Origin of the sequence: Bacillus sp. FSL R5-0431, assembly GCF_038002985.1 — a bacterium.
In the GTDB taxonomy this organism is placed as follows: Bacteria; Bacillota; Bacilli; order Bacillales; family Bacillaceae; genus Bacillus.
The window spans coordinates 37,583-55,683 of sequence record NZ_JBBOOG010000001.1; the positions used below are offsets into that span (position 1 = coordinate 37,583).

Consider the following 18,101-nt stretch of genomic DNA (forward strand, 5'->3'; position numbering starts at 1 on the left):
CAGGTTTGGTGGCGATAGCGAAGAGGTCACACCCGTTCCCATACCGAACACGGAAGTTAAGCTCTTCAGCGCCGATGGTAGTTGGGGGTCTCCCCCTGTGAGAGTAGGACGCCGCCAAGCTTTTCTAAGGATCAGTTCCATACGAACTGGTCTTTTTTGTTTTTTAAGAAAAGGAACAAACACCCGATCTGACATGGATACATATACTAAACTACCATCTAAAACATTCTTAATTTTGTATACAATTGAAAGCGCTAGGGCATACTGAAGCTATAAGTGGAGGTGTCACAATGAGCAAAAAAGAGCGAGAAGCGATTTGTTTGATTTGTGAAGAGAAAAAGACAAAGGGAATTTATTTATATCATCAGTTTTTGTGCCGAGACTGTGAGCGAAAGTTAATTTCTACATCGACCTCGGATCCTAGCTATGCCGATTATGTGAGAAAGCTTAAAAATCTTCATACGCCGCCTTTGTATTCATAGACCATTAGATGGTCTTTTTTTATGAGCTATGAAGGATTGGGCTTGTTTTTTGGGAACTTAGTTTGGACATCACCCGTAATTCATAATAAGATAAACAGAGAGCCTGATTATTCATAGGAGTCGATAAACATGAAATTAATCTTTTATACATTTATATGGGCCATCCTCTCTACTTTTTTTTCGCTTGTGATTTTAACCGTCAGTATTGGGGTTTTCCATCATCATGCTGGATTATCGATACTGTATGCGATGATTGGGTGGGGTGTGATGTTTGCAGGGGGCAGATGGGCTGCTTTCCAATTGTTTTTAAAGAAACACGGACTGTCTCGTAGTGATTATGTATATATCAAACAGCATTTAAAAGAAGCAGGGCAAAAACTTGTGCGTTTAAAAAAAGCTTTATTTGCTGTGAAAAACGTACAAACGATCAAACATAATTATGAAGTTCTTCGGCTTGCACGACGAATCTATACAATAACAAAAAAAGAGCCAAATCGATTTTATGATGCACAGCGTTTTTATTTCGAAAGCTTGGATTCTGTCGTTGAACTAACTGAGAAATATGCACTATTGTATAATCAGCCTAATCGTAGTCATGAGCTGGAAATGACATTGAGCCAAACCCGAGTGACATTGACAGAGCTGCAAAAGCAATTGACCAATGATTTGCAGCAAGTCTTAGGAAGAGACATAGAAGCTCTTCATATTGAGCTTGAAGTAGCAGATAAAATGATGAAGAAATAGATGAAAGGAGTCAAACTCGATGAAACCGGAAGATCACGCCACACCATCACCTGCCTCCACTACAGATCTTCAGTTTCGGGTGTTTGATACCTTATCTGATGAGGAGAAAAAAGAAGCCGTGCAACGTGCTAAGCAGATCCCTGACAATCCGCAAAAGCTGCTTTTCTATGGTACACGTGTGCAGGAACAATTATTGGAACAATCACAACAGATGATGAAATATGTTGAGAAAAAAGATATCGATCAAATAGGAGACGTGCTTGAGACCTTTTTGCAGCAGCTGCATGTAGTGGAGCCTGAGGATTTACTGCCAAAGAAACAGGGCATTTTTTTAAAATGGTTTCAACGGGATAAACGATCTACTCAGGAGATCATATCGCGTTTTCAACATGCAAAATCACAGATCGAGAGATTGTCAGCAAGACTTCGTTATGCAAGAGGCGTATTAATCTCGGACCATATGTTATTAGAGCGTTTATTTGAAGAAAATCAAACTTATTTTCAAGAGATGACGCTGCAGGTCGCAGCAGTTGAAGCGAAAATGACAACGTTAGAGCAGCGGCCTATTTCAGAAACGCAACTTTCTGTTGACCGGCCAATAGAGGAGCAATTGATGAGTCAAGAAGTCAATGAAGAAGAGTATGTGGAGAGACTAAAGGAACGAAAGTATGATTTGCTGTTAAGCCGGCAAATTGCATTGCAATGTAATGCACAAATTCGGATGATCCAGCATACGAATCATACATTGGCCAATCATATTCAATCAACTGTTTCTGCGTCTATTCCTCTATGGATCAACCAAATGTCGATTGCGTTAACGCATATTCAGCAACGGGCCAATTCAGCTCTTGAGAACCGAATCCAAAAAACATATGAAAAGGTATCGAAGCAACAGGAACAGCTTCTTGAAGAGGCATCTTTTGCTCCTATAGATACGTTGAAAAAGGTCCAACGTCAATTAGCTGAAACATTACAGGAAACGTTACAGGTGAAAGAGCATGGAAGCCAAGAGCGAGCTCAATTGAAAAGCAGTATGTATGAGGCAGAGCAGCAGCTGGCGAATCCAATAAAGGAATGAGAAACCATCTTTCGGTTCACTTGTTTGAACGTTATAATAGACTTAAGATATCGTTAAAGTGAAAAGGGTCGATTTGTTTGAGAACACCTTTATATACAGCATTAGCACAGCATGCGGAAAAGAAGCCTTATTCTTTTCACGTTCCAGGACATCACAATGGAGATGTCTTTTTTGATGAGGCACGGTCCCACTATGCTTCAATCCTTCAGCTGGATGTGACGGAGCTTGAAGGTCTAGATGACCTCCATCACCCGACTGGTGTGATTCAAGAGGCAGAAAATTTATTGACTAAGCTATATGGTTCAGATCAAAGCTTTTTCCTTGTAAATGGCACAACAGTCGGAAATTTGGCGATGGTGATGGCGGCATGCCGCACGGGAGACGAGATTTTTGTCCAGCGTAATTGCCATAAGTCTGTCTTCCATGCGATCGAGCTTGCAGGGGCAACGCCTATTCTGGTAGATGCTGAGATAGACCCACACTTGCATGTTCCAACACATGTGACGGATGATACAGTCAGAAAAGCCATAGCAAGACATCCTAATTGCCGAGCAATCGTTTTGACTTATCCGAACTACTATGGACATGCAGCTGATTTATCAAAGCTGATTCACATGTGTCATGAAGCAGATGTGGTTGTTTTGGTTGATGAGGCTCATGGCGCGCATTTTGTATTAGGCGGCGCATTTCCTCCATCTGCTCTTTCCTATGGAGCGGACGTGGTGGTACAATCAGCACATAAAACCCTTCCGGCAATGACGATGGGTTCCTATCTTCATCTTCAAGGGGGCCGAATCGATGCGAAGCGATTGAAAACATTGCTCACGATGCTTCAAAGCAGTTCGCCGTCTTATCCAATTATGGCCTCATTAGATGTGGCGAGAGCTTATGTCGAGGAGATCAAAGGAAAAGGGACATTGGATGTAATCATGAAAGAACTGACAGAGCTGAAAGATCAGTTCAACCGTATGACTCATCTTGAAGTGGTTGAGCCTGACTCGCTGCTTTCCGATCCATTAAAATGCGTCATTCGATCAACAAAAGGACTGACTGGTTACGAACTAAAACGGGTGCTTGAATCAGTGGATGTTCATCCAGAGCTTGCGGACGAACATCAGATTTTACTTATTCTTAGCTTAGAACAGAGGAAGGACGTTCCTTTCAAGCGGATCGAGCAGGCTCTTAAGCAAAGTGATTCATTGCTCAAAGGAAAAAAACATATCCAAAATGAGACGTTATCTATTGAGACTGATGAGCAAAATCAAGACATAGAGGCTGTCCCATTTGAACATGCAGCAGGCCGGATGAGTGCAGAATCAATTATTCCCTATCCGCCTGGTATTCCTTTGATGATTAAGGGAGAGCGTATTGAGATAGATCAAATTGAGGCGTTAAGCCGTTTGCTTGGACATCAGGTTCATGTTCAAGCAAGTCAGGTCATTCATCAGAGAAAATTATATGTTTATATAGAAGAGGAGACACTATGAGCGGTATGTTTATTACGTTTGAAGGGCCAGAGGGCGCCGGAAAAACGACAGTGATTCGAAAAGTGTACGAAGAAATGGAACGTCAAGGATATGCAGTCATGGCGACACGTGAGCCGGGAGGCATTGAGATTGCTGAGCAGATTCGTGAAGTCATTTTAAATGAAAAAAACACGAAAATGGATGCGAAAACAGAGGCATTGCTGTATGCAGCAGCGAGAAGGCAGCATTTGGCTGAAAAGGTAGAACCGGCATTACAGCGCGGAGACACAGTCTTATGTGATCGTTTTGTTGATAGCTCTCTCGCTTATCAAGGCTATGCGAGAGGGCTTGGAATTGACCAAGTCAGATCAATTAACGACTTTGCTATTGATGGCACGATGCCGCAAATGACCATTTATTTTTCCATTACACCTGAAGAAGGGTTAAAACGAATTCACGCCAATCAAGGAAGAGAAAAAAACAGATTAGACATGGAGACGCTGAATTTCCACCAGTTGGTCAGAGAAGGCTATGAACTGCTTATTGCGCAATCGCCAGAACGATTCCGTGTAGTAGATGCGTCTCAGCCGATGCAGGATGTCTATGAAGAAGTACTTCGGGTGATTCAGGACACATTAAAGAAAAATCAAATATGACCTCATTCCCAATCGTTGTTATAATATAGAGGAAGACATCGGCATGTCACCTGTGCCTAAAACAAAGGAGGCCAATCAAATGAAATTAATTGTTGCCGTTGTACAGGACCAAGATAGCAGCAAGTTGTTGAAAATATTGACTGAACATCATTTCGGAGTGACAAAATTAGCTTCAACTGGTGGGTTTTTAAAGTCTGGGAATACGACTTTTATCATTGGTTGTGAAGATGTCCGAGTGGATAAAGCATTACAGCTTATAAAAGAAAATTGCCGCAAACGTGATCAAATGATTGCACCTGTATCTCCAATGGGTGGTAACGCAGATTCATATGTACCATACCCTGTTGAGGTTGAAGTTGGTGGAGCTACTGTCTTTATTCTGCCAGTTGAACAATTTCATCAATTCTAAGGATGGGTTGCTGTGAAAATTAATCAAGATATGCGGCTGCTTTTAGAAAAGCGTGAACTCCAAGGCATTAAAGGAAGCCAAACATCTGCCTCCTTTAAAGCATCGATGGAGACGCAAAGCGGCAAAATGCGCTTAGAGCAGCTGACGGTCATGCTGAGTGATATCGAAGTGTTCGGTAAAAAGCTGACAAAGTCACGAAACCTAAAGGACTTGGCTAGGTTTAAAGGGCTTGTGAAGCGCTTTGTAAAAGAGACAGTCGATAATGGATTCAATATAGAAACATCAAGGAGCTTTGACATTTATGGCAACACGCGTACACTCGCTTTAGTCAAAGCATTAGATGAAAAGCTGATTGAATTAACAGAGGATATGATGGACCAAGAGAAACCTTCTATTGATTTGCTTGAACGTATTGGAGAAATAAAAGGTTTATTGATTAACCTTTACACATAGAGAGTGATAACATGGCAATTAGCTGGGATGACATGAATGATTTGCAGCCGCGCGTCATGCGGCTGATTTTTAATAGTATTGATAAAGACCGACTTGCGCATGCCTACTTATTTGAAGGAAAAAAAGGGACGGGAAAGCTGGATGCTGCGATGCTTTTGGCTAAGAGCTTTTTTTGCTTGAAAGCAGGAGTGAAACCATGTGAATCCTGCCAAAACTGCAAAAGGATTGAGTCAGGGAACCATCCCGATTTACATCTCGTGCAGCCTGATGGTCAATCGATTAAGAAAGCGCAAGTGCAGGCATTGCAAGAGGAATTTACAAAAGCAGGTGTGGAATCTCACCGAAAAATGTATATCATTCTTCATGCGGACAAAATGACAGTCAATGCCGCGAACAGTTTATTGAAGTTCCTAGAGGAGCCTAACCGGGAAACGATGGCAATTTTAATCACTGAGCAATCGCATAAAATGCTGGATACGATTATTTCAAGATGTCAGATGCTTAGCTTTCAGCCGCTGCAGCCGCAATCCTTGGAGCAGCAGCTATTACAAGAAGGCGTATCTCAGCATCTTGCAAGGCTTTTGTCGAATTTAACCAACAATTTAGCAGAAGCACTCGAATTAAGTCGAAATGATCAGTTTGCAGAGTCTAGAGCGAAAGTGATAAAATTGTATGAAGTCTTACACCAGCGAAAAGAACATGCATTTTTTTATATACAGGATCAATGGATGCCTTTTTTCAAAGAGAAAGACCTTCAAGAAACAGGTCTGGATATGCTTTTATTTATATATCGTGATGTATTGTCGATTCAAATAGGAAATGAAGATAAAGTCATTTATCAAGACTTATTCCAGACAATGAAGCAGCACGCGCTGCATTCCACACAGCAGATGGTGACGAACCAGATCCTTGCTGTATTAGAAGCGAAAAAGAGACTTCAATCCAACGTGAATGCCCAAGGGCTGATGGAGCAATTGGTGTTGATGTTGCAGGAGGGATAAGTTTGTACAACGTAATTGGTGTTCGTTTTAAAAAAGCGGGCAAAATCTATTATTTCGATCCTAATGGATTTCATATAGAAAATGATAGTTGTGTCATTGTAGAGACGGTCAGAGGAGTTGAGTACGGACAAGTGGTCATCGCTAATAAAAAAGTAGATGAACACGATGTCGTTCTTCCTCTGCGTAAGGTGATTCGTGTAGCAGACGAACGAGACCGGCTCATCGTTGAGGAAAACAAAGAAGCAGCGATGACAGCCTTTGATACATGTCTTCAGAAGGTAAGTGAACACGGGCTAGAAATGAAGCTGGTCGATGTTGAATTTACATTTGACCGAAACAAGGTCATCTTCTACTTCACAGCGGATGGAAGAGTAGATTTCCGCGAGCTAGTGAAAGATCTTGCTTCAATTTTCAAGACGAGAATTGAACTTCGCCAGATTGGTGTAAGAGACGAGGCAAAAATGCTGGGCGGCATAGGTCCTTGCGGGCGAATGCTTTGCTGTTCGACATTCTTAGGAGACTTTGAACCAGTATCCATTAAGATGGCAAAAGATCAAAACCTGTCGCTAAATCCTACAAAAATTTCAGGGCTTTGCGGCCGTTTGATGTGCTGCTTGAAATATGAGAATGATGAGTATGAAACAGCGAAAGAACAATTGCCCGATATCGGTGAAACGATTCAGACATCTAGTGGCTCTGCAAAGGTAGTAGGGCTCAATATTTTAGAACGAATTTTGCAAGTTGAATTAACCGGGCAAGAAAAAGTGATAGAATATACTTGGGAAGAATTATTACAAGAAGGCGTTGTATCTGCACAAACAACTGAGTAACGAGGTGTGCCACCTTGGATAAAAAGGAACTATTTGATACGGTGATCAATTTAGAAGAACAAATCGGTTCTCTTTATCGCCAGTTAGGTGATTTGAAAAATCATATCGGTGAAGTGATTGAAGAAAATCATCAGCTGCAGATGGAGAATCAGCACTTGCGTGAACGTCTGGATCAGTCTGATCGGGACAAATCGTCTGAGACAGAGAATGATTCTGCTCAGAAGCCAGGTCATTCTGATATAGGAGAAGGTCATGATAACCTGGCTCGGTTATATCAGGAGGGCTTCCATATTTGTAATGTACATTATGGGAGCATTCGTAAAGAGGGAGACTGTTTGTTCTGTCTGTCATTTTTAAATAAAAAATGAGAAAAGGCTTCCGCTGAATCGGAAGCCTTTTTCACAGGAAAAGAAAGGATACATCATGGTTTCGTTAAGAGAAGATGAACGATTAGATTACTTGCTCGCCGAAGATATGAAGATTATTCAAAGTAAAACGGTTTTCGCCTTTTCATTGGACGCAGTATTATTAGCGAAATTTGCGTATGTGCCAATCCAAAAAGGAGAGATCATTGATCTTTGTACGGGAAATGGCATTGTGCCATTGCTGCTTTCGACTCGATCTAAAGCCTCCATTACTGGGGTCGAAATTCAAGAACGGCTGTTTGATATGGCAAAAAGAAGTATGGCGTATAATCAACTTGAAAAGCAGATTAAATTGATTCATGGTGATTTGAATGATATGCCAGCACGCTACGGCAACCACAAAGTAGATGTCATCACATGTAATCCGCCATATTTTAAGACACCTTCTAAGGAAGAAATCAATGAAAATGAATACTTGGCAATTGCTCGGCATGAAATCCATTGTACATTAGAAGATGTCATTCGCGTTTCTTCCACGCTGCTGAAGCAGGGGGGTAAACTGGCGATGGTTCATCGGCCGGGTCGGCTGCTTGAGATTGTGGAATTGATGAAGAAGTACCGAATTGAGCCAAAACGAATTCAATTTGTTTATCCCAAACAGGGGAAAGAAGCCAATACCATCTTAGTAGAGGGTATAAAAGATGGAAAACCAGATCTGAAAATCCTCCCGCCTCTTTTTGTTTATGGAGATGATCAAGAGTATACAGAAGAAATCAGGACGATACTGTATGGAGAAGCATAATCATTACTTCTATGTATTGAAATGTGCAGATGGCAGCCTGTATGCAGGTTATACAAATGATTTGCAAAAAAGACTGACGATCCACAATAGTGGAAAGGGAGCAAAGTATACAAGAGCAAGACGGCCGGTTGAGCTGTATTATCATGAATGTTTTGCAACCAAAAGAGAAGCCATGCAGCAAGAATACCGTTTTAAAACGTGGACGCGGAAAAAGAAAGACCTTTATATAGAAGAAATGCGAATAGAAAAGGAGGCGGCACATGAAAACACAGAAAAGCTTTGATGGTCAATCAGATATGGGCATTCTGTATCTCGTCCCAACCCCAATTGGCAATTTAGAAGATATGACGTTTCGAGCCATACAAACATTAAAAGATGTAGACTATATTGCCGCAGAAGATACAAGACAAACGAAAAAACTTTGTCATGTCTATGAAATTGATACGCCATTAACGAGTTATCATGAGCATAACAAAGACAGCAGCGGCCACAAGTTAATCGAATGGTTAAAAGAAGGAAAAAACATCGCGCTCGTGAGCGATGCTGGTTTACCGACGATCTCAGATCCAGGTGCTGAAGTGGTTCGAGACTTTACTAATATCGGCGGCTATGTCGTTCCGTTACCTGGAGCAAATGCTGCACTTACAGCACTCATTGCATCAGGGATTACACCTCAGCCATTTTTCTTTTATGGTTTTCTTGACCGACAAAAAAAGGAAAAGAAAAAACAGCTCGAAGCTTTGAAGAAGCGTCAAGAAACAATCATTTTCTATGAAGCGCCCCATCGATTAAAAGAAACGCTGACTTTGATGAAGGAAGTGTGGGGCAACCGGAATATCGCCATTACGAGAGAACTGACGAAAAAATTTGAAGAGTTTATTCGTGGAGATTTAGAGTCTGTGCTGACATGGGCCGCAGAGCATCAAATCCGGGGTGAATTCTGTCTTGTCGTACAAGGTAATGATCAAGATGAAGAAGAGCTAAATGAAAATGTCTGGTGGAAGCCCTTATCTGAAAAGGAACACGTGATCCATTACATAGAAGAAGGGTTAACGTCGAAGGAAGCCATTAAACGTACAGCCGTCGAACGTGGTGTACCAAAGCGCATGATATACGATGCCTATCATATTGAACAATAAAGAAAGGTTCTTGCAAACGGTGCAAGAACCTTTTTTATATCAAACTTATTTTTGTGATTGAAGTTGGTTTTGGATTTCGTTAATGATTTGCTCTGCACCTTCACGGCTAAGAACTAATTTACCATTAGCAAGTTTAAGGTTATCGTCTGATACTTCACCTGTAACTTGGCAAGTCATGTTTGGTTTATATTTTTTTAGGATAATTTTTTCATCATCAACATAAATTTCCAAAGCGTCTTTTTCAGCGATTCCTAGAGTACGGCGAAGTTCGATTGGAATCACCACGCGTCCTAATTCGTCAACTTTACGTACAATACCTGTAGATTTCATCTTCATTCTCCTCCCAAAGAGTTCTTATTCTTAATATAATATTATCTTCGTCATTATTCGACAAATTCCTTACATTCATAGCATAACAAGGTTTCCATAAATCGTCAATCATTTTGTTTACTATTGTTTGTAAAATATGACTCTTAAAGTCAAAAGACCTTGAAACTATTGATTTATAAGGATTTCTCGGGTTTTTTCTATGAAAATATGAGAAATGACGAGTTCAGATTAACAAGACTTTTGCCCTAAATTAGACAATTGTAAATCTGGAAATAGATTTCATACGACAATATTCGACAAAATGTCGACAGGTTTGTCGTTTTTTTCGAAAAACTCATCTTTTTCGATCATTTCATCTTGTTCTATGTATATATGCTTGATCTTAAAGGCTAAGATGGTATCATAGAGAAAGCACAAGTGCAAAATTTAATGAATTGATCTAACACATTTTCATGTAATGATGATAACCGCTCTCGTCCATTGGGCGGGAGTTTTTGACATTTACACACACGCAGGAGGTTCCGACATGCCGGAAAAGAAAAAAACGTTTTATCTGACAACACCTATTTACTATCCGAGCGGAAAATTACATATTGGACATGCTTATACGACAGTAGCAGGGGATGCTATGGCTCGTTATAAACGTCTTCAAGGCTATGATGTGATGTATTTAACGGGTACAGATGAGCACGGACAAAAAATTCAGCAAAAAGCTGAAGAACAAAATATTACACCGATCGAGTATTTAGATCCGGTCGTAGCAGACATTCAATCATTATGGAAGAAACTCGACATTTCGAATGATGATTTCATCCGTACAACAGAAAAAAGACATACGAAAATCATTGAGCAAGTGTTTCAAAAGCTGCTTGATCAAGGTGATATTTATTTAGATCAATATGAAGGCTGGTACAGTATTCCTGATGAGACATTCTATACGGAAACACAGCTTGTGGATGTTGAGCGGAATGAAAAAGGAGAAGTCATTGGCGGGAAGAGCCCTGACAGCGGACATCCTGTCGAATTAATTAAGGAGGAATCATATTTCTTCCGTATGAGTAAGTACGCGGATCGTTTACTAGACTATTACGAAAAGAATCCAACGTTCATTCAGCCTGAATCAAGAAAAAATGAAATGATCAATAACTTCATTAAACCAGGTTTAGAGGATTTGGCTGTATCAAGAACAACCTTTGATTGGGGAATTAAAGTTCCTAACAATCCAAAACACGTCATCTATGTATGGATTGATGCGTTATTCAACTATTTAACTGCGATTGGCTACGGAACTGATCAGGATGAAAAATATAAAAAATATTGGCCTGCTAACGTGCATCTCGTAGGGAAAGAAATTGTACGCTTCCATACGATTTATTGGCCAATTATGCTGATGGCACTAGATCTGCCGCTGCCGAAACAAATTTTCGCACACGGCTGGCTGCTGATGAAAGATGGTAAGATGTCTAAATCAAAAGGGAACGTAGTAGATCCCGTCACATTAATTGATCGCTATGGCCTTGATGCCCTTCGTTATTACCTCCTTCGTGAAGTACCATTTGGTGCGGATGGTGTGTTTACACCAGAAGGATTCGTGGAACGTGTAAACTATGACCTTGCCAATGATTTAGGTAACTTGCTTAACCGTACAGTTGCGATGGTACAAAAATATTTTGACGGTACATTAAGCAGCTATAAGGGTCCAGTTAATGAGTTTGATGAGGAGCTGAAAGCGGTAGCTGAGCAAACAGTCAAAGCCTATGAAGAAGCGATGGAAAACCTTGAATTCTCGGTGGCTCTTTCAAATGTTTGGACATTAATCAGCAGAACCAATAAATATATTGACCAGACAGCTCCATGGGTGCTGGCAAAGGATGAAACAAAACGAAAAGAGCTGCATTCTGTCATGTATCATTTAGCAGAATCACTGCGCATCACAGCGGTTCTCTTAACGCCATTCCTAACGAAAACACCTGAGAAAATCTTCTTCCAGCTTGGCATTGAAGAAGAGAAGCTTAAAAGCTGGGATAGCATTCTATCTTTTGGTGCCATTCAACAAGCGACGGTACAAAAAGGAGAGCCTTTGTTCCCTCGTTTAGAGGTTGAAGAAGAAGTAGCGTATATTAAAGAGAAAATGCAGGGAAGTGCACCAAAGGAAGAAGAGAAAGTAGAAATAGAAGAAACGGAATTACCTGAGCTTGGAGCAGAAATTGCATTTGATGATTTCTCAAAAGTTGATCTTCGAGTAGCACAGGTACTGGAAGCAGCCCCAGTGAAAAAAGCGGATCGTCTCTTAAAGCTTCAGCTTGATTTTGGATTTGAAAAAAGACAAATTGTTTCAGGGATTGCCAAGCATTATCAACCTGAGGAATTAGTAGGGAAAAAGCTCGTTTGCGTAGCGAATCTGACACCAGTCAAACTCAGAGGGGAAATTTCCCAGGGAATGATTTTAACTGGAGAAACTGATGGGAAATTGCAGGTTCTTGAAGTAGACCGATCTCTAGCAAATGGAACAAAAATTTTATAAATCAACAAAAGGTGTTCCACGTGTAACATTTCGTCGAACACCTTTTGTTTTTTAGAAGAATTGTCGAAAGGAGCAATCAACGATGTTATTTGATACACATGCCCATTTAAATGCTGAACAATATAATGAAGACTTAGAGCAGGTGATCGAAAGAGCGAAAAGTGAAAAAGTCGAAAAAATTGTGGTGGTGGGGTTTGACCGCCCGACAATTACGAGAGCAATGGAATTAATTGAAGAGTATGATTTCATCTATGCAGCCATTGGCTGGCACCCAGTCGATGCCATTGATATGACAGATGAGGATTTGCTGTGGATCAAAGAATTATCTCAACATGAAAAAGTCGTTGCGATTGGAGAAATGGGTCTGGATTACTATTGGGAGAAGTCGCCAAAAGATGTACAAAAGGAAGTCTTTAGACGTCAAATTGCTCTTGCGAAGGAAGTGAATCTTCCAATCATTATTCATAATCGTGACGCAACGGAAGATGTCGTGACGATCTTAAAGGAAGAGGGAGCGGCTGATGTTGGAGGGATTATGCATTGCTTTACGGGCAGCCTAGAAATCGCAAAAGCGTGTATGGATATGAACTTTTATATTTCATTCGGTGGACCCGTGACATTTAAAAATGCCAAAAAACCGAAGGAAGTTGTCAAGGACATACCAAGTGACCGGCTTTTAATTGAAACAGACTGCCCTTACTTAACGCCAGCGCCATTTAGAGGGAAACGTAACGAGCCAAGTTATGTGAAATATATCGCAGAACAGATCGCGGAGTTACGAGAAACAAGCTTTGAAGAGCTTGCTGAATTGACCACAAAAAATGCAAAAAAAGTTTTCGGTATAAACTGACAGTATATGATGTCAATCCTTGTTTAAGCTTGTCCAATTGTGAAACATAACGAAAATGTTCTACACGTTTGCGCCTCCTCATAGGATAAGTTGTCGATAAGTCTTTCTTCCCTTCCTTCCATCAATCTCCCATAATAGGGTTACAATCGAGCATTTTTGTACAGTGGGAGGAAGGGTTGACAGGTTTTGAGATACTCTATATAATCTCTCCGAGGAGAAGGAGGCGTTTTTCATCGTACAAAAAATGAAAAATCTGTTTTCTGTTAAGCTAGGAAAAGGCAAGGTTTTATTACTAGTTGTTTGCTTGCTTTTAGCTGGAACTGGGACGGCTTACGGTGCGCATGAGCTCACTAAGCAGTCTATTACCATTTCAATCAATGGTAAAGAGAAGACAATTCGTACACATGAAGAGACAGTAGCACAGCTGCTTTCAGACCTTGGAATAAAGACCAGGGCGGAGGATCATATCTCTCCAAGTCTAAATACAAAAATTGAAGACAACATGAACATTGTGTATGATGCGGCTATACCGGTTCATCTGACCCTAGATGGGAAAGAGAAAACGATATGGACAACAGATCAGACGGTTGGAGCATTATTGAAGAATGAGAAGATAGATATTGGGAAGCACGATCAAGTAACTCCAGGAAAGCATGACAAGATTAGAAAGGATATGAATCTTGTGGTTCAGCAGGCCTTCCAGGTCAGCGTAAATGATGGAGGCAAAGATAAAAAGGTGTGGACCACTTCGACTACGGTCGCTGACTTTTTAAAGCAACAAGAGCTGAGGCTCAAGAAGCACGATAAGATCAAGCCTGCGTTACATAGTCATATTTCTAAAAAAAGCGCAGATATCCAGATCACTCGGGTGGAAAAAGTCACCGATGTAGTGGAAGAGAAAATTGCTTTTGATACCAAACATAAAAAGGATCGTTCTCTTGAAAAAGGAAAAGAGAAGGTGCTTAAAAAAGGTGAAGAAGGTAAATTGAAGAAGCACTATGCCATTGTGAAAGAAAACGGCAAAGTGGTGTCTAAAGAATTGATTAAAGAAGTGACTGAAAAAGATAGCAAGGATCGTTTAGTGGCTATTGGTACACAAGTATCCAAAAAAGAGCCTAAAGCGACACCTGCCGTTTCAAGAAGCAATGAATCGTCTGGAAAAGAATTTTATGTGGCGTCGACAGCCTATACAGCGAGCTGTGCTGGATGTACGGGCAGAACGTCAACAGGCTTTGATTTAAAAGCAAATCCGGGTGCAAAGGTCATAGCAGTAGATCCGAGTGTCATTCCGCTAGGCTCTAAAGTGTATGTGGAAGGCTATGGATATGCCGTTGCATCAGACACTGGATCTGCTATAAAAGGGAATAAAATCGATGTGTTCGTCCCAAATAAGTCGGCAGCTTATCAATGGGGAAATAAACGAGTGAAAATTAGAGTACTCAAATAAACACATCAAATCATTTATATGAACAGAGGGCTTTGCGCACCCTCTGTTTTTTTGGTTATAATAGAAGCACTGTTTTCTAATTAATTAGACGCAAAAACAGCATGAAAGGTTTCATTTTTTAACCAAAAATTGTTTATTGTTTTTGCAAGCGGAGGAATACATGAAAATCAAAGAAATCATTGTGGTGGAAGGTCGTGATGACACTGCCAGAGTGAAGATGGCAGTTGATGCAGATACGATCGAAACAAACGGATCAGCCATTGGTGATACAGTTATTCAACAAGTGCGTCTTGCTCAGGAGACGAGAGGGGTCATTATTTTAACTGATCCTGATTTCCCTGGTGAGAAGATCCGAAAAACCATCGCAGAAGCGGTTCCTGGCTGTAAGCACGCATTTTTGCCAAAACATCTTGCGAAGGCGAAGAGGGACAAAGGAATTGGTGTCGAGCATGCTTCCGTGGACAGTATTCGGGAATGCCTTGCCCATGTCCATGAGGAAATGGAAGAATCGGAAAGTGACATTACATTAGATGATTTATTTGACGCAGGCCTTATCGGAGGCGAAGCATCGAAACGCCGCCGCGAACGACTAGGTGTGCTTTTAAATATAGGATATACCAATGCGAAGCAGCTGCAAAAGCGCCTTCACATGTTCCAAATAACCAAACATGATTTTATTGCGGCTTTAAAGACCGTCATGCAGGAGGAAGTCGATGAATAAAGATATTGCGACACCCATCAGAACGAAGGAAATACTGAAGAAATACGGTTTCTCTTTTAAAAAGAGCTTAGGGCAGAACTTTTTAATTGATACAAATATACTCGATCGTATTGTCGATCACGCAGAGGTGACGGATGAGACCGGCGTGATTGAGATTGGGCCTGGTATCGGTGCATTGACCGAGCAGCTCGCTAAGCGTGCAAAGAAAGTCACCGCTTTTGAAATCGATCAGCGTTTATTGCCCATTTTAAACGATACACTCTCTCCATATGATAATGTCACGATCATTCATCAAGACGTATTAAAGGCGGATGTGAGGAAGGTCATCGAGGAAAATTTTGCTGACTGTAAAGAAGTGATGGTTGTCGCCAACCTTCCATATTACGTGACGACACCGATTATTATGAAGCTGCTTGAAGAAAACCTTCCATTGAAAGGGATTGTGGTCATGCTGCAAAAAGAAGTAGCAGATCGTATGGCAGCAGTCCCTTCATCAAAGGAATACAATTCGCTGTCTATCGCAGTTCAATTCTATACGGAAGCGAAAACAGTAATGGTTGTGCCTAAAACCGTTTTTGTTCCACAGCCTAATGTGGATTCGGCTGTGATTAAACTAACCGTTCGTGAAACGCCTGCTGTCTCAGTAGAAAATGATGCGTTTTTCTTTCAATTGATCCGTGCGAGCTTTGGTCAGCGCCGAAAAACATTGATGAATAATCTCATGAACAATTTACCTGATGGAAAAAAACATAAAGCCATCATCGAAGAAGCACTTCAAACAGCAGACATTGATGGAAAGCGCCGCGGCGAGTCATTATCCATTGAGGAATTTGCCCGTTTGTCGAACGTTTTACAAAAAGCCCTGTCTTAAGGGCTTTTTTCTTTTGTTTTTCACCACTTTGTTCGTTCGGGCATAGGCTAGAAAGAACAGCACACATGAAAGAAGAACATATTTTAGCGTAAGACGATACCAACAGGATATGAGCCTGATTGTGGAGTGAAAAGCATGCAATTTCAAATAGGAGATATGGTGACAAGGGCATCCTATCAAATGGATATTTTGTTTCGAATCATTCGAATTGATGAGACCGATCAGCACGAAGCTACCGCCATATTGCATGGGAATGAAGTGAGGCTGATTGCTGATGCCAAGTTGTCAGATCTCGTCAAGGTTCAAAAAGAGGAACAGCTGACTAGAGAGAAAAATGACGAACGAAAAATCAATGAATCGCTTGACTTACTTAGACAGGATTATCAGCTGCTGCGGGAAAAACAAGAGTATTATACTTCTGGACAATATCAGCATCAGGAGCAGTATTTTCACATGCCTGGAAAGGTCCTTCATTTAGATGGAGATGCTTCATACTTAAAGAAATGCTTGGATGTATATGAACGAATTGGTGTACCTGTGTACGGTGTGCATTGCCATGAGAAGAAAATGCCAAGCATGATTGACTCGTTAATTGATCAATATCGACCAGATATCTTGGTTATCACAGGACATGATGCGTATTCCAAGCAAAAGGGCGGCGTACATGATATCAGTGCCTATCGCCATTCTCGTCATTTCGTTGAAACGGTTCAAAAAGCAAGACGGAAAATTCCTCATTTAGATCAGCTTGTGATCTTTGCAGGTGCCTGTCAATCTCATTTCGAATCATTGATCCAAGCAGGTGCCAATTTTGCGAGCTCGCCTTCCCGTGTGAATATCCATGCGCTCGACCCCGTCTATATCGTTGCGAAGATCAGCTTCACTCCATTTGTAGATCGAATCAACGTGTGGGATGTGCTCCGAAATACATTAACAAGAGAAAAAGGCCTCGGAGGCATCGAGACGAAGGGCGTTCTAAGGGTAGGTATGCCATATAAAAGAGACCATGAATCGACACAACCCGACTGATTTCAGTCTGGTTTTTTTTATGTTCAAAAAGAAATTGCAAAAGGATACATAATTCACCGGAATTTGAGAAAAATAGGGAGAAGAAAAGGTAGAAGTTTGTCAAAATTATTTTGTTGACAATGGCTCGTGTTCGTTGATATAATTTAATTTTTATTTGACAAAAACGGGCCGTTGTTGTATAATTATCTCAGTGAGGTGGATGCAATGGCGAAGACTTTGTCCGACATCAAAAGATCGCTTGATGGTAACTTAGGTAAACGTTTGACGTTAAAGGCTAACGGGGGCCGCCGTAAAACAATTGAGCGTTCGGGCATTTTAGCTGAAACGTACCCTTCTGTATTTGTGATTCAATTAGATCAAGATGAGAATTCGTTTGAAAGAGTTTCTTATAGTTATGCAGATATACTGACTGAGACGGTCGAATTAACGTTCGATGATACCGCTAGCTCAGTCGCCTATTAATGGGCAGTGAACTTCTTGTTTACTGCTTTTTGTTTTGCCTTTTTTTCTGAATGGGAGTCTGTCCATTTTTTGAAAGGGGTAAAAGGAAGGAATCGATACAAAATAAGAAAGCCACAAAAGCAGTGGCACTGATTCGAATTCTCGACTAAAGGGGCTGTTTCGTTTGGGTAGACGCCGAGGCATTATGTCAGATGAGTTCAAATACGAGCTGGCGAAGGATCTTGGATTTTATGATACCGTCAAAAATGGAGGCTGGGGAGAGATTCGTGCGCGTGACGCAGGTAATATGGTCAAACGTGCCATTGAATTAGCTCAACAGCACATGGCTCAGGATGAGAATCAACGATAGAAAAACGGTCAGGGATACCTCGGGTGTCTCTGGCTTTTTTTGATGAAAAAGTCAGTGTGCTCGGCGTAAAAGCCTATATTCATCAGATCCATC

22 protein-coding genes and 1 rRNA gene are annotated in these 18,101 nt (G+C 41.0%); 22 read left to right on the forward strand and 1 reads right to left on the reverse strand.

What is annotated here, in order from left to right; genetic code table 11:
• Nucleotides 1-4: 4 nt before the first annotated feature.
• From rrf to rsmI, 14 genes are all read left to right on the forward strand, one after another.
• A 5S ribosomal RNA gene (gene rrf / locus MKZ03_RS00185) occupies nucleotides 5-120 on the forward strand.
• Nucleotides 121-290: 170 nt separating this feature from the next.
• Complete coding sequence (locus tag MKZ03_RS00190) at nucleotides 291-482, forward strand: sigma factor G inhibitor Gin (RefSeq protein WP_017359334.1); 192 nt, start codon at nucleotides 291-293, stop codon at nucleotides 480-482.
• A 129-nt stretch (nucleotides 483-611) separates the two neighbouring features.
• A complete protein-coding gene (locus MKZ03_RS00195; RefSeq protein WP_334750985.1) occupies nucleotides 612-1,226 on the forward strand; it encodes a 5-bromo-4-chloroindolyl phosphate hydrolysis family protein in 615 nt (204 codons plus the stop codon).
• Nucleotides 1,227-1,245: 19 nt separating this feature from the next.
• Nucleotides 1,246-2,304 (forward strand): toxic anion resistance protein, encoded by a 1,059-nt coding sequence (locus MKZ03_RS00200; protein WP_341030633.1) that lies wholly within the window; start codon nucleotides 1,246-1,248, stop codon nucleotides 2,302-2,304.
• 77 nt (nucleotides 2,305-2,381) lie between these two features.
• Entirely contained in the window at nucleotides 2,382-3,791 is a 1,410-nt protein-coding gene (locus MKZ03_RS00205) for an aminotransferase class I/II-fold pyridoxal phosphate-dependent enzyme (RefSeq protein ID WP_307498810.1), read from the forward strand.
• On the forward strand, nucleotides 3,788-4,426 hold the full coding sequence (tmk, locus tag MKZ03_RS00210; RefSeq protein WP_307498812.1) for a dTMP kinase: 639 nt from the start codon (nucleotides 3,788-3,790) through the stop codon (nucleotides 4,424-4,426). Before MKZ03_RS00205 ends, tmk begins: the two co-directional genes overlap by 4 nt.
• Before the next feature lie 79 nt (nucleotides 4,427-4,505).
• On the forward strand, nucleotides 4,506-4,835 hold the full coding sequence (locus tag MKZ03_RS00215) for a cyclic-di-AMP receptor (protein WP_340974229.1): 330 nt from the start codon (nucleotides 4,506-4,508) through the stop codon (nucleotides 4,833-4,835).
• A 12-nt stretch (nucleotides 4,836-4,847) separates the two neighbouring features.
• Nucleotides 4,848-5,288 (forward strand): YaaR family protein, encoded by a 441-nt coding sequence (locus tag MKZ03_RS00220; protein ID WP_034665673.1) that lies wholly within the window; start codon nucleotides 4,848-4,850, stop codon nucleotides 5,286-5,288.
• A gap of 11 nt (nucleotides 5,289-5,299) precedes the next feature.
• On the forward strand, nucleotides 5,300-6,289 hold the full coding sequence (gene holB, locus MKZ03_RS00225) for a DNA polymerase III subunit delta' (protein ID WP_106037503.1): 990 nt from the start codon (nucleotides 5,300-5,302) through the stop codon (nucleotides 6,287-6,289).
• Between the two features lie 2 nt (nucleotides 6,290-6,291).
• The gene (locus MKZ03_RS00230) at nucleotides 6,292-7,119 is read left to right on the forward strand and encodes a PSP1 domain-containing protein (RefSeq protein ID WP_012008643.1); all 828 of its coding nucleotides are present in this window, start codon (nucleotides 6,292-6,294) and stop codon (nucleotides 7,117-7,119) included.
• 14 nt (nucleotides 7,120-7,133) lie between these two features.
• Nucleotides 7,134-7,487: a DNA replication initiation control protein YabA gene (yabA, locus tag MKZ03_RS00235; RefSeq protein ID WP_003217957.1), complete on the forward strand. Its 354-nt coding sequence runs from the start codon at nucleotides 7,134-7,136 to the stop codon at nucleotides 7,485-7,487.
• 55 nt (nucleotides 7,488-7,542) lie between these two features.
• A complete protein-coding gene (locus tag MKZ03_RS00240; protein WP_340974231.1) occupies nucleotides 7,543-8,286 on the forward strand; it encodes a tRNA1(Val) (adenine(37)-N6)-methyltransferase in 744 nt (247 codons plus the stop codon).
• On the forward strand, nucleotides 8,273-8,569 hold the full coding sequence (locus MKZ03_RS00245) for a GIY-YIG nuclease family protein (RefSeq protein ID WP_307498816.1): 297 nt from the start codon (nucleotides 8,273-8,275) through the stop codon (nucleotides 8,567-8,569). Before MKZ03_RS00240 ends, MKZ03_RS00245 begins: the two co-directional genes overlap by 14 nt.
• Nucleotides 8,547-9,425, forward strand: a complete 879-nt coding sequence (rsmI, locus tag MKZ03_RS00250) for a 16S rRNA (cytidine(1402)-2'-O)-methyltransferase (protein WP_341030637.1) — start codon at nucleotides 8,547-8,549, stop codon at nucleotides 9,423-9,425. Before MKZ03_RS00245 ends, rsmI begins: the two co-directional genes overlap by 23 nt.
• A 45-nt stretch (nucleotides 9,426-9,470) precedes the next feature.
• Here the strand turns inward: rsmI and MKZ03_RS00255 are convergent, their stop codons facing one another.
• Nucleotides 9,471-9,761: an AbrB/MazE/SpoVT family DNA-binding domain-containing protein gene (locus MKZ03_RS00255; protein WP_087975202.1), complete on the reverse strand. Its 291-nt coding sequence runs from the start codon at nucleotides 9,759-9,761 to the stop codon at nucleotides 9,471-9,473.
• Between the two features lie 520 nt (nucleotides 9,762-10,281).
• On the opposite strand from MKZ03_RS00255, the gene metG reads away from it, so the two are divergent.
• From metG to MKZ03_RS00295, 8 genes are all read left to right on the forward strand, one after another.
• The gene (gene metG, locus MKZ03_RS00260) at nucleotides 10,282-12,279 is read left to right on the forward strand and encodes a methionine--tRNA ligase (protein ID WP_034665685.1); all 1,998 of its coding nucleotides are present in this window, start codon (nucleotides 10,282-10,284) and stop codon (nucleotides 12,277-12,279) included.
• An 82-nt stretch (nucleotides 12,280-12,361) separates the two neighbouring features.
• Entirely contained in the window at nucleotides 12,362-13,129 is a 768-nt protein-coding gene (locus tag MKZ03_RS00265) for a TatD family hydrolase (RefSeq protein ID WP_340974235.1), read from the forward strand.
• Between the two features lie 244 nt (nucleotides 13,130-13,373).
• Nucleotides 13,374-14,576: a G5 and 3D domain-containing protein gene (locus MKZ03_RS00270; protein WP_307498820.1), complete on the forward strand. Its 1,203-nt coding sequence runs from the start codon at nucleotides 13,374-13,376 to the stop codon at nucleotides 14,574-14,576.
• 160 nt (nucleotides 14,577-14,736) lie between these two features.
• On the forward strand, nucleotides 14,737-15,297 hold the full coding sequence (gene rnmV, locus MKZ03_RS00275; RefSeq protein WP_307498821.1) for a ribonuclease M5: 561 nt from the start codon (nucleotides 14,737-14,739) through the stop codon (nucleotides 15,295-15,297).
• Complete coding sequence (rsmA, locus tag MKZ03_RS00280) at nucleotides 15,290-16,168, forward strand: 16S rRNA (adenine(1518)-N(6)/adenine(1519)-N(6))-dimethyltransferase RsmA (RefSeq protein WP_307498822.1); 879 nt, start codon at nucleotides 15,290-15,292, stop codon at nucleotides 16,166-16,168. Before rnmV ends, rsmA begins: the two co-directional genes overlap by 8 nt.
• 135 nt (nucleotides 16,169-16,303) lie before the next feature.
• On the forward strand, nucleotides 16,304-17,197 hold the full coding sequence (yabG, locus tag MKZ03_RS00285; RefSeq protein ID WP_106039738.1) for a sporulation peptidase YabG: 894 nt from the start codon (nucleotides 16,304-16,306) through the stop codon (nucleotides 17,195-17,197).
• Between the two features lie 204 nt (nucleotides 17,198-17,401).
• Entirely contained in the window at nucleotides 17,402-17,659 is a 258-nt protein-coding gene (gene veg / locus MKZ03_RS00290; RefSeq protein ID WP_003217979.1) for a biofilm formation stimulator Veg, read from the forward strand.
• A gap of 163 nt (nucleotides 17,660-17,822) precedes the next feature.
• Complete coding sequence (locus MKZ03_RS00295) at nucleotides 17,823-18,008, forward strand: small, acid-soluble spore protein, alpha/beta type (protein WP_012008653.1); 186 nt, start codon at nucleotides 17,823-17,825, stop codon at nucleotides 18,006-18,008.
• Nucleotides 18,009-18,101 lie beyond the last annotated feature (93 nt).

Bases quoted from the DNA above. Each gene is read 5' to 3' on its own strand.
- MKZ03_RS00190 (WP_017359334.1), top strand. From the start codon at position 291: ATGAGCAAAAAAGAGCGAGAAGCGATTTGTTTGATTTGTGAAGAGAAA.
- MKZ03_RS00195 (WP_334750985.1), top strand. From the start codon at position 612: ATGAAATTAATCTTTTATACATTTATATGGGCCATCCTCTCTACTTTT.
- MKZ03_RS00200 (WP_341030633.1), top strand. From the start codon at position 1,246: ATGAAACCGGAAGATCACGCCACACCATCACCTGCCTCCACTACAGAT.
- tmk (WP_307498812.1), top strand. From the start codon at position 3,788: ATGAGCGGTATGTTTATTACGTTTGAAGGGCCAGAGGGCGCCGGAAAA.
- MKZ03_RS00215 (WP_340974229.1), top strand. From the start codon at position 4,506: ATGAAATTAATTGTTGCCGTTGTACAGGACCAAGATAGCAGCAAGTTG.
- holB (WP_106037503.1), top strand. From the start codon at position 5,300: ATGGCAATTAGCTGGGATGACATGAATGATTTGCAGCCGCGCGTCATG.
- MKZ03_RS00240 (WP_340974231.1), top strand. From the start codon at position 7,543: ATGGTTTCGTTAAGAGAAGATGAACGATTAGATTACTTGCTCGCCGAA.
- MKZ03_RS00245 (WP_307498816.1), top strand. From the start codon at position 8,273: ATGGAGAAGCATAATCATTACTTCTATGTATTGAAATGTGCAGATGGC.
- rsmI (WP_341030637.1), top strand. From the start codon at position 8,547: ATGAAAACACAGAAAAGCTTTGATGGTCAATCAGATATGGGCATTCTG.
- MKZ03_RS00255 (WP_087975202.1), bottom strand. From the start codon at position 9,761: ATGAAGATGAAATCTACAGGTATTGTACGTAAAGTTGACGAATTAGGA.
- metG (WP_034665685.1), top strand. From the start codon at position 10,282: ATGCCGGAAAAGAAAAAAACGTTTTATCTGACAACACCTATTTACTAT.
- MKZ03_RS00265 (WP_340974235.1), top strand. From the start codon at position 12,362: ATGTTATTTGATACACATGCCCATTTAAATGCTGAACAATATAATGAA.
- MKZ03_RS00270 (WP_307498820.1), top strand. From the start codon at position 13,374: ATGAAAAATCTGTTTTCTGTTAAGCTAGGAAAAGGCAAGGTTTTATTA.
- rnmV (WP_307498821.1), top strand. From the start codon at position 14,737: ATGAAAATCAAAGAAATCATTGTGGTGGAAGGTCGTGATGACACTGCC.
- rsmA (WP_307498822.1), top strand. From the start codon at position 15,290: ATGAATAAAGATATTGCGACACCCATCAGAACGAAGGAAATACTGAAG.
- yabG (WP_106039738.1), top strand. From the start codon at position 16,304: ATGCAATTTCAAATAGGAGATATGGTGACAAGGGCATCCTATCAAATG.
- veg (WP_003217979.1), top strand. From the start codon at position 17,402: ATGGCGAAGACTTTGTCCGACATCAAAAGATCGCTTGATGGTAACTTA.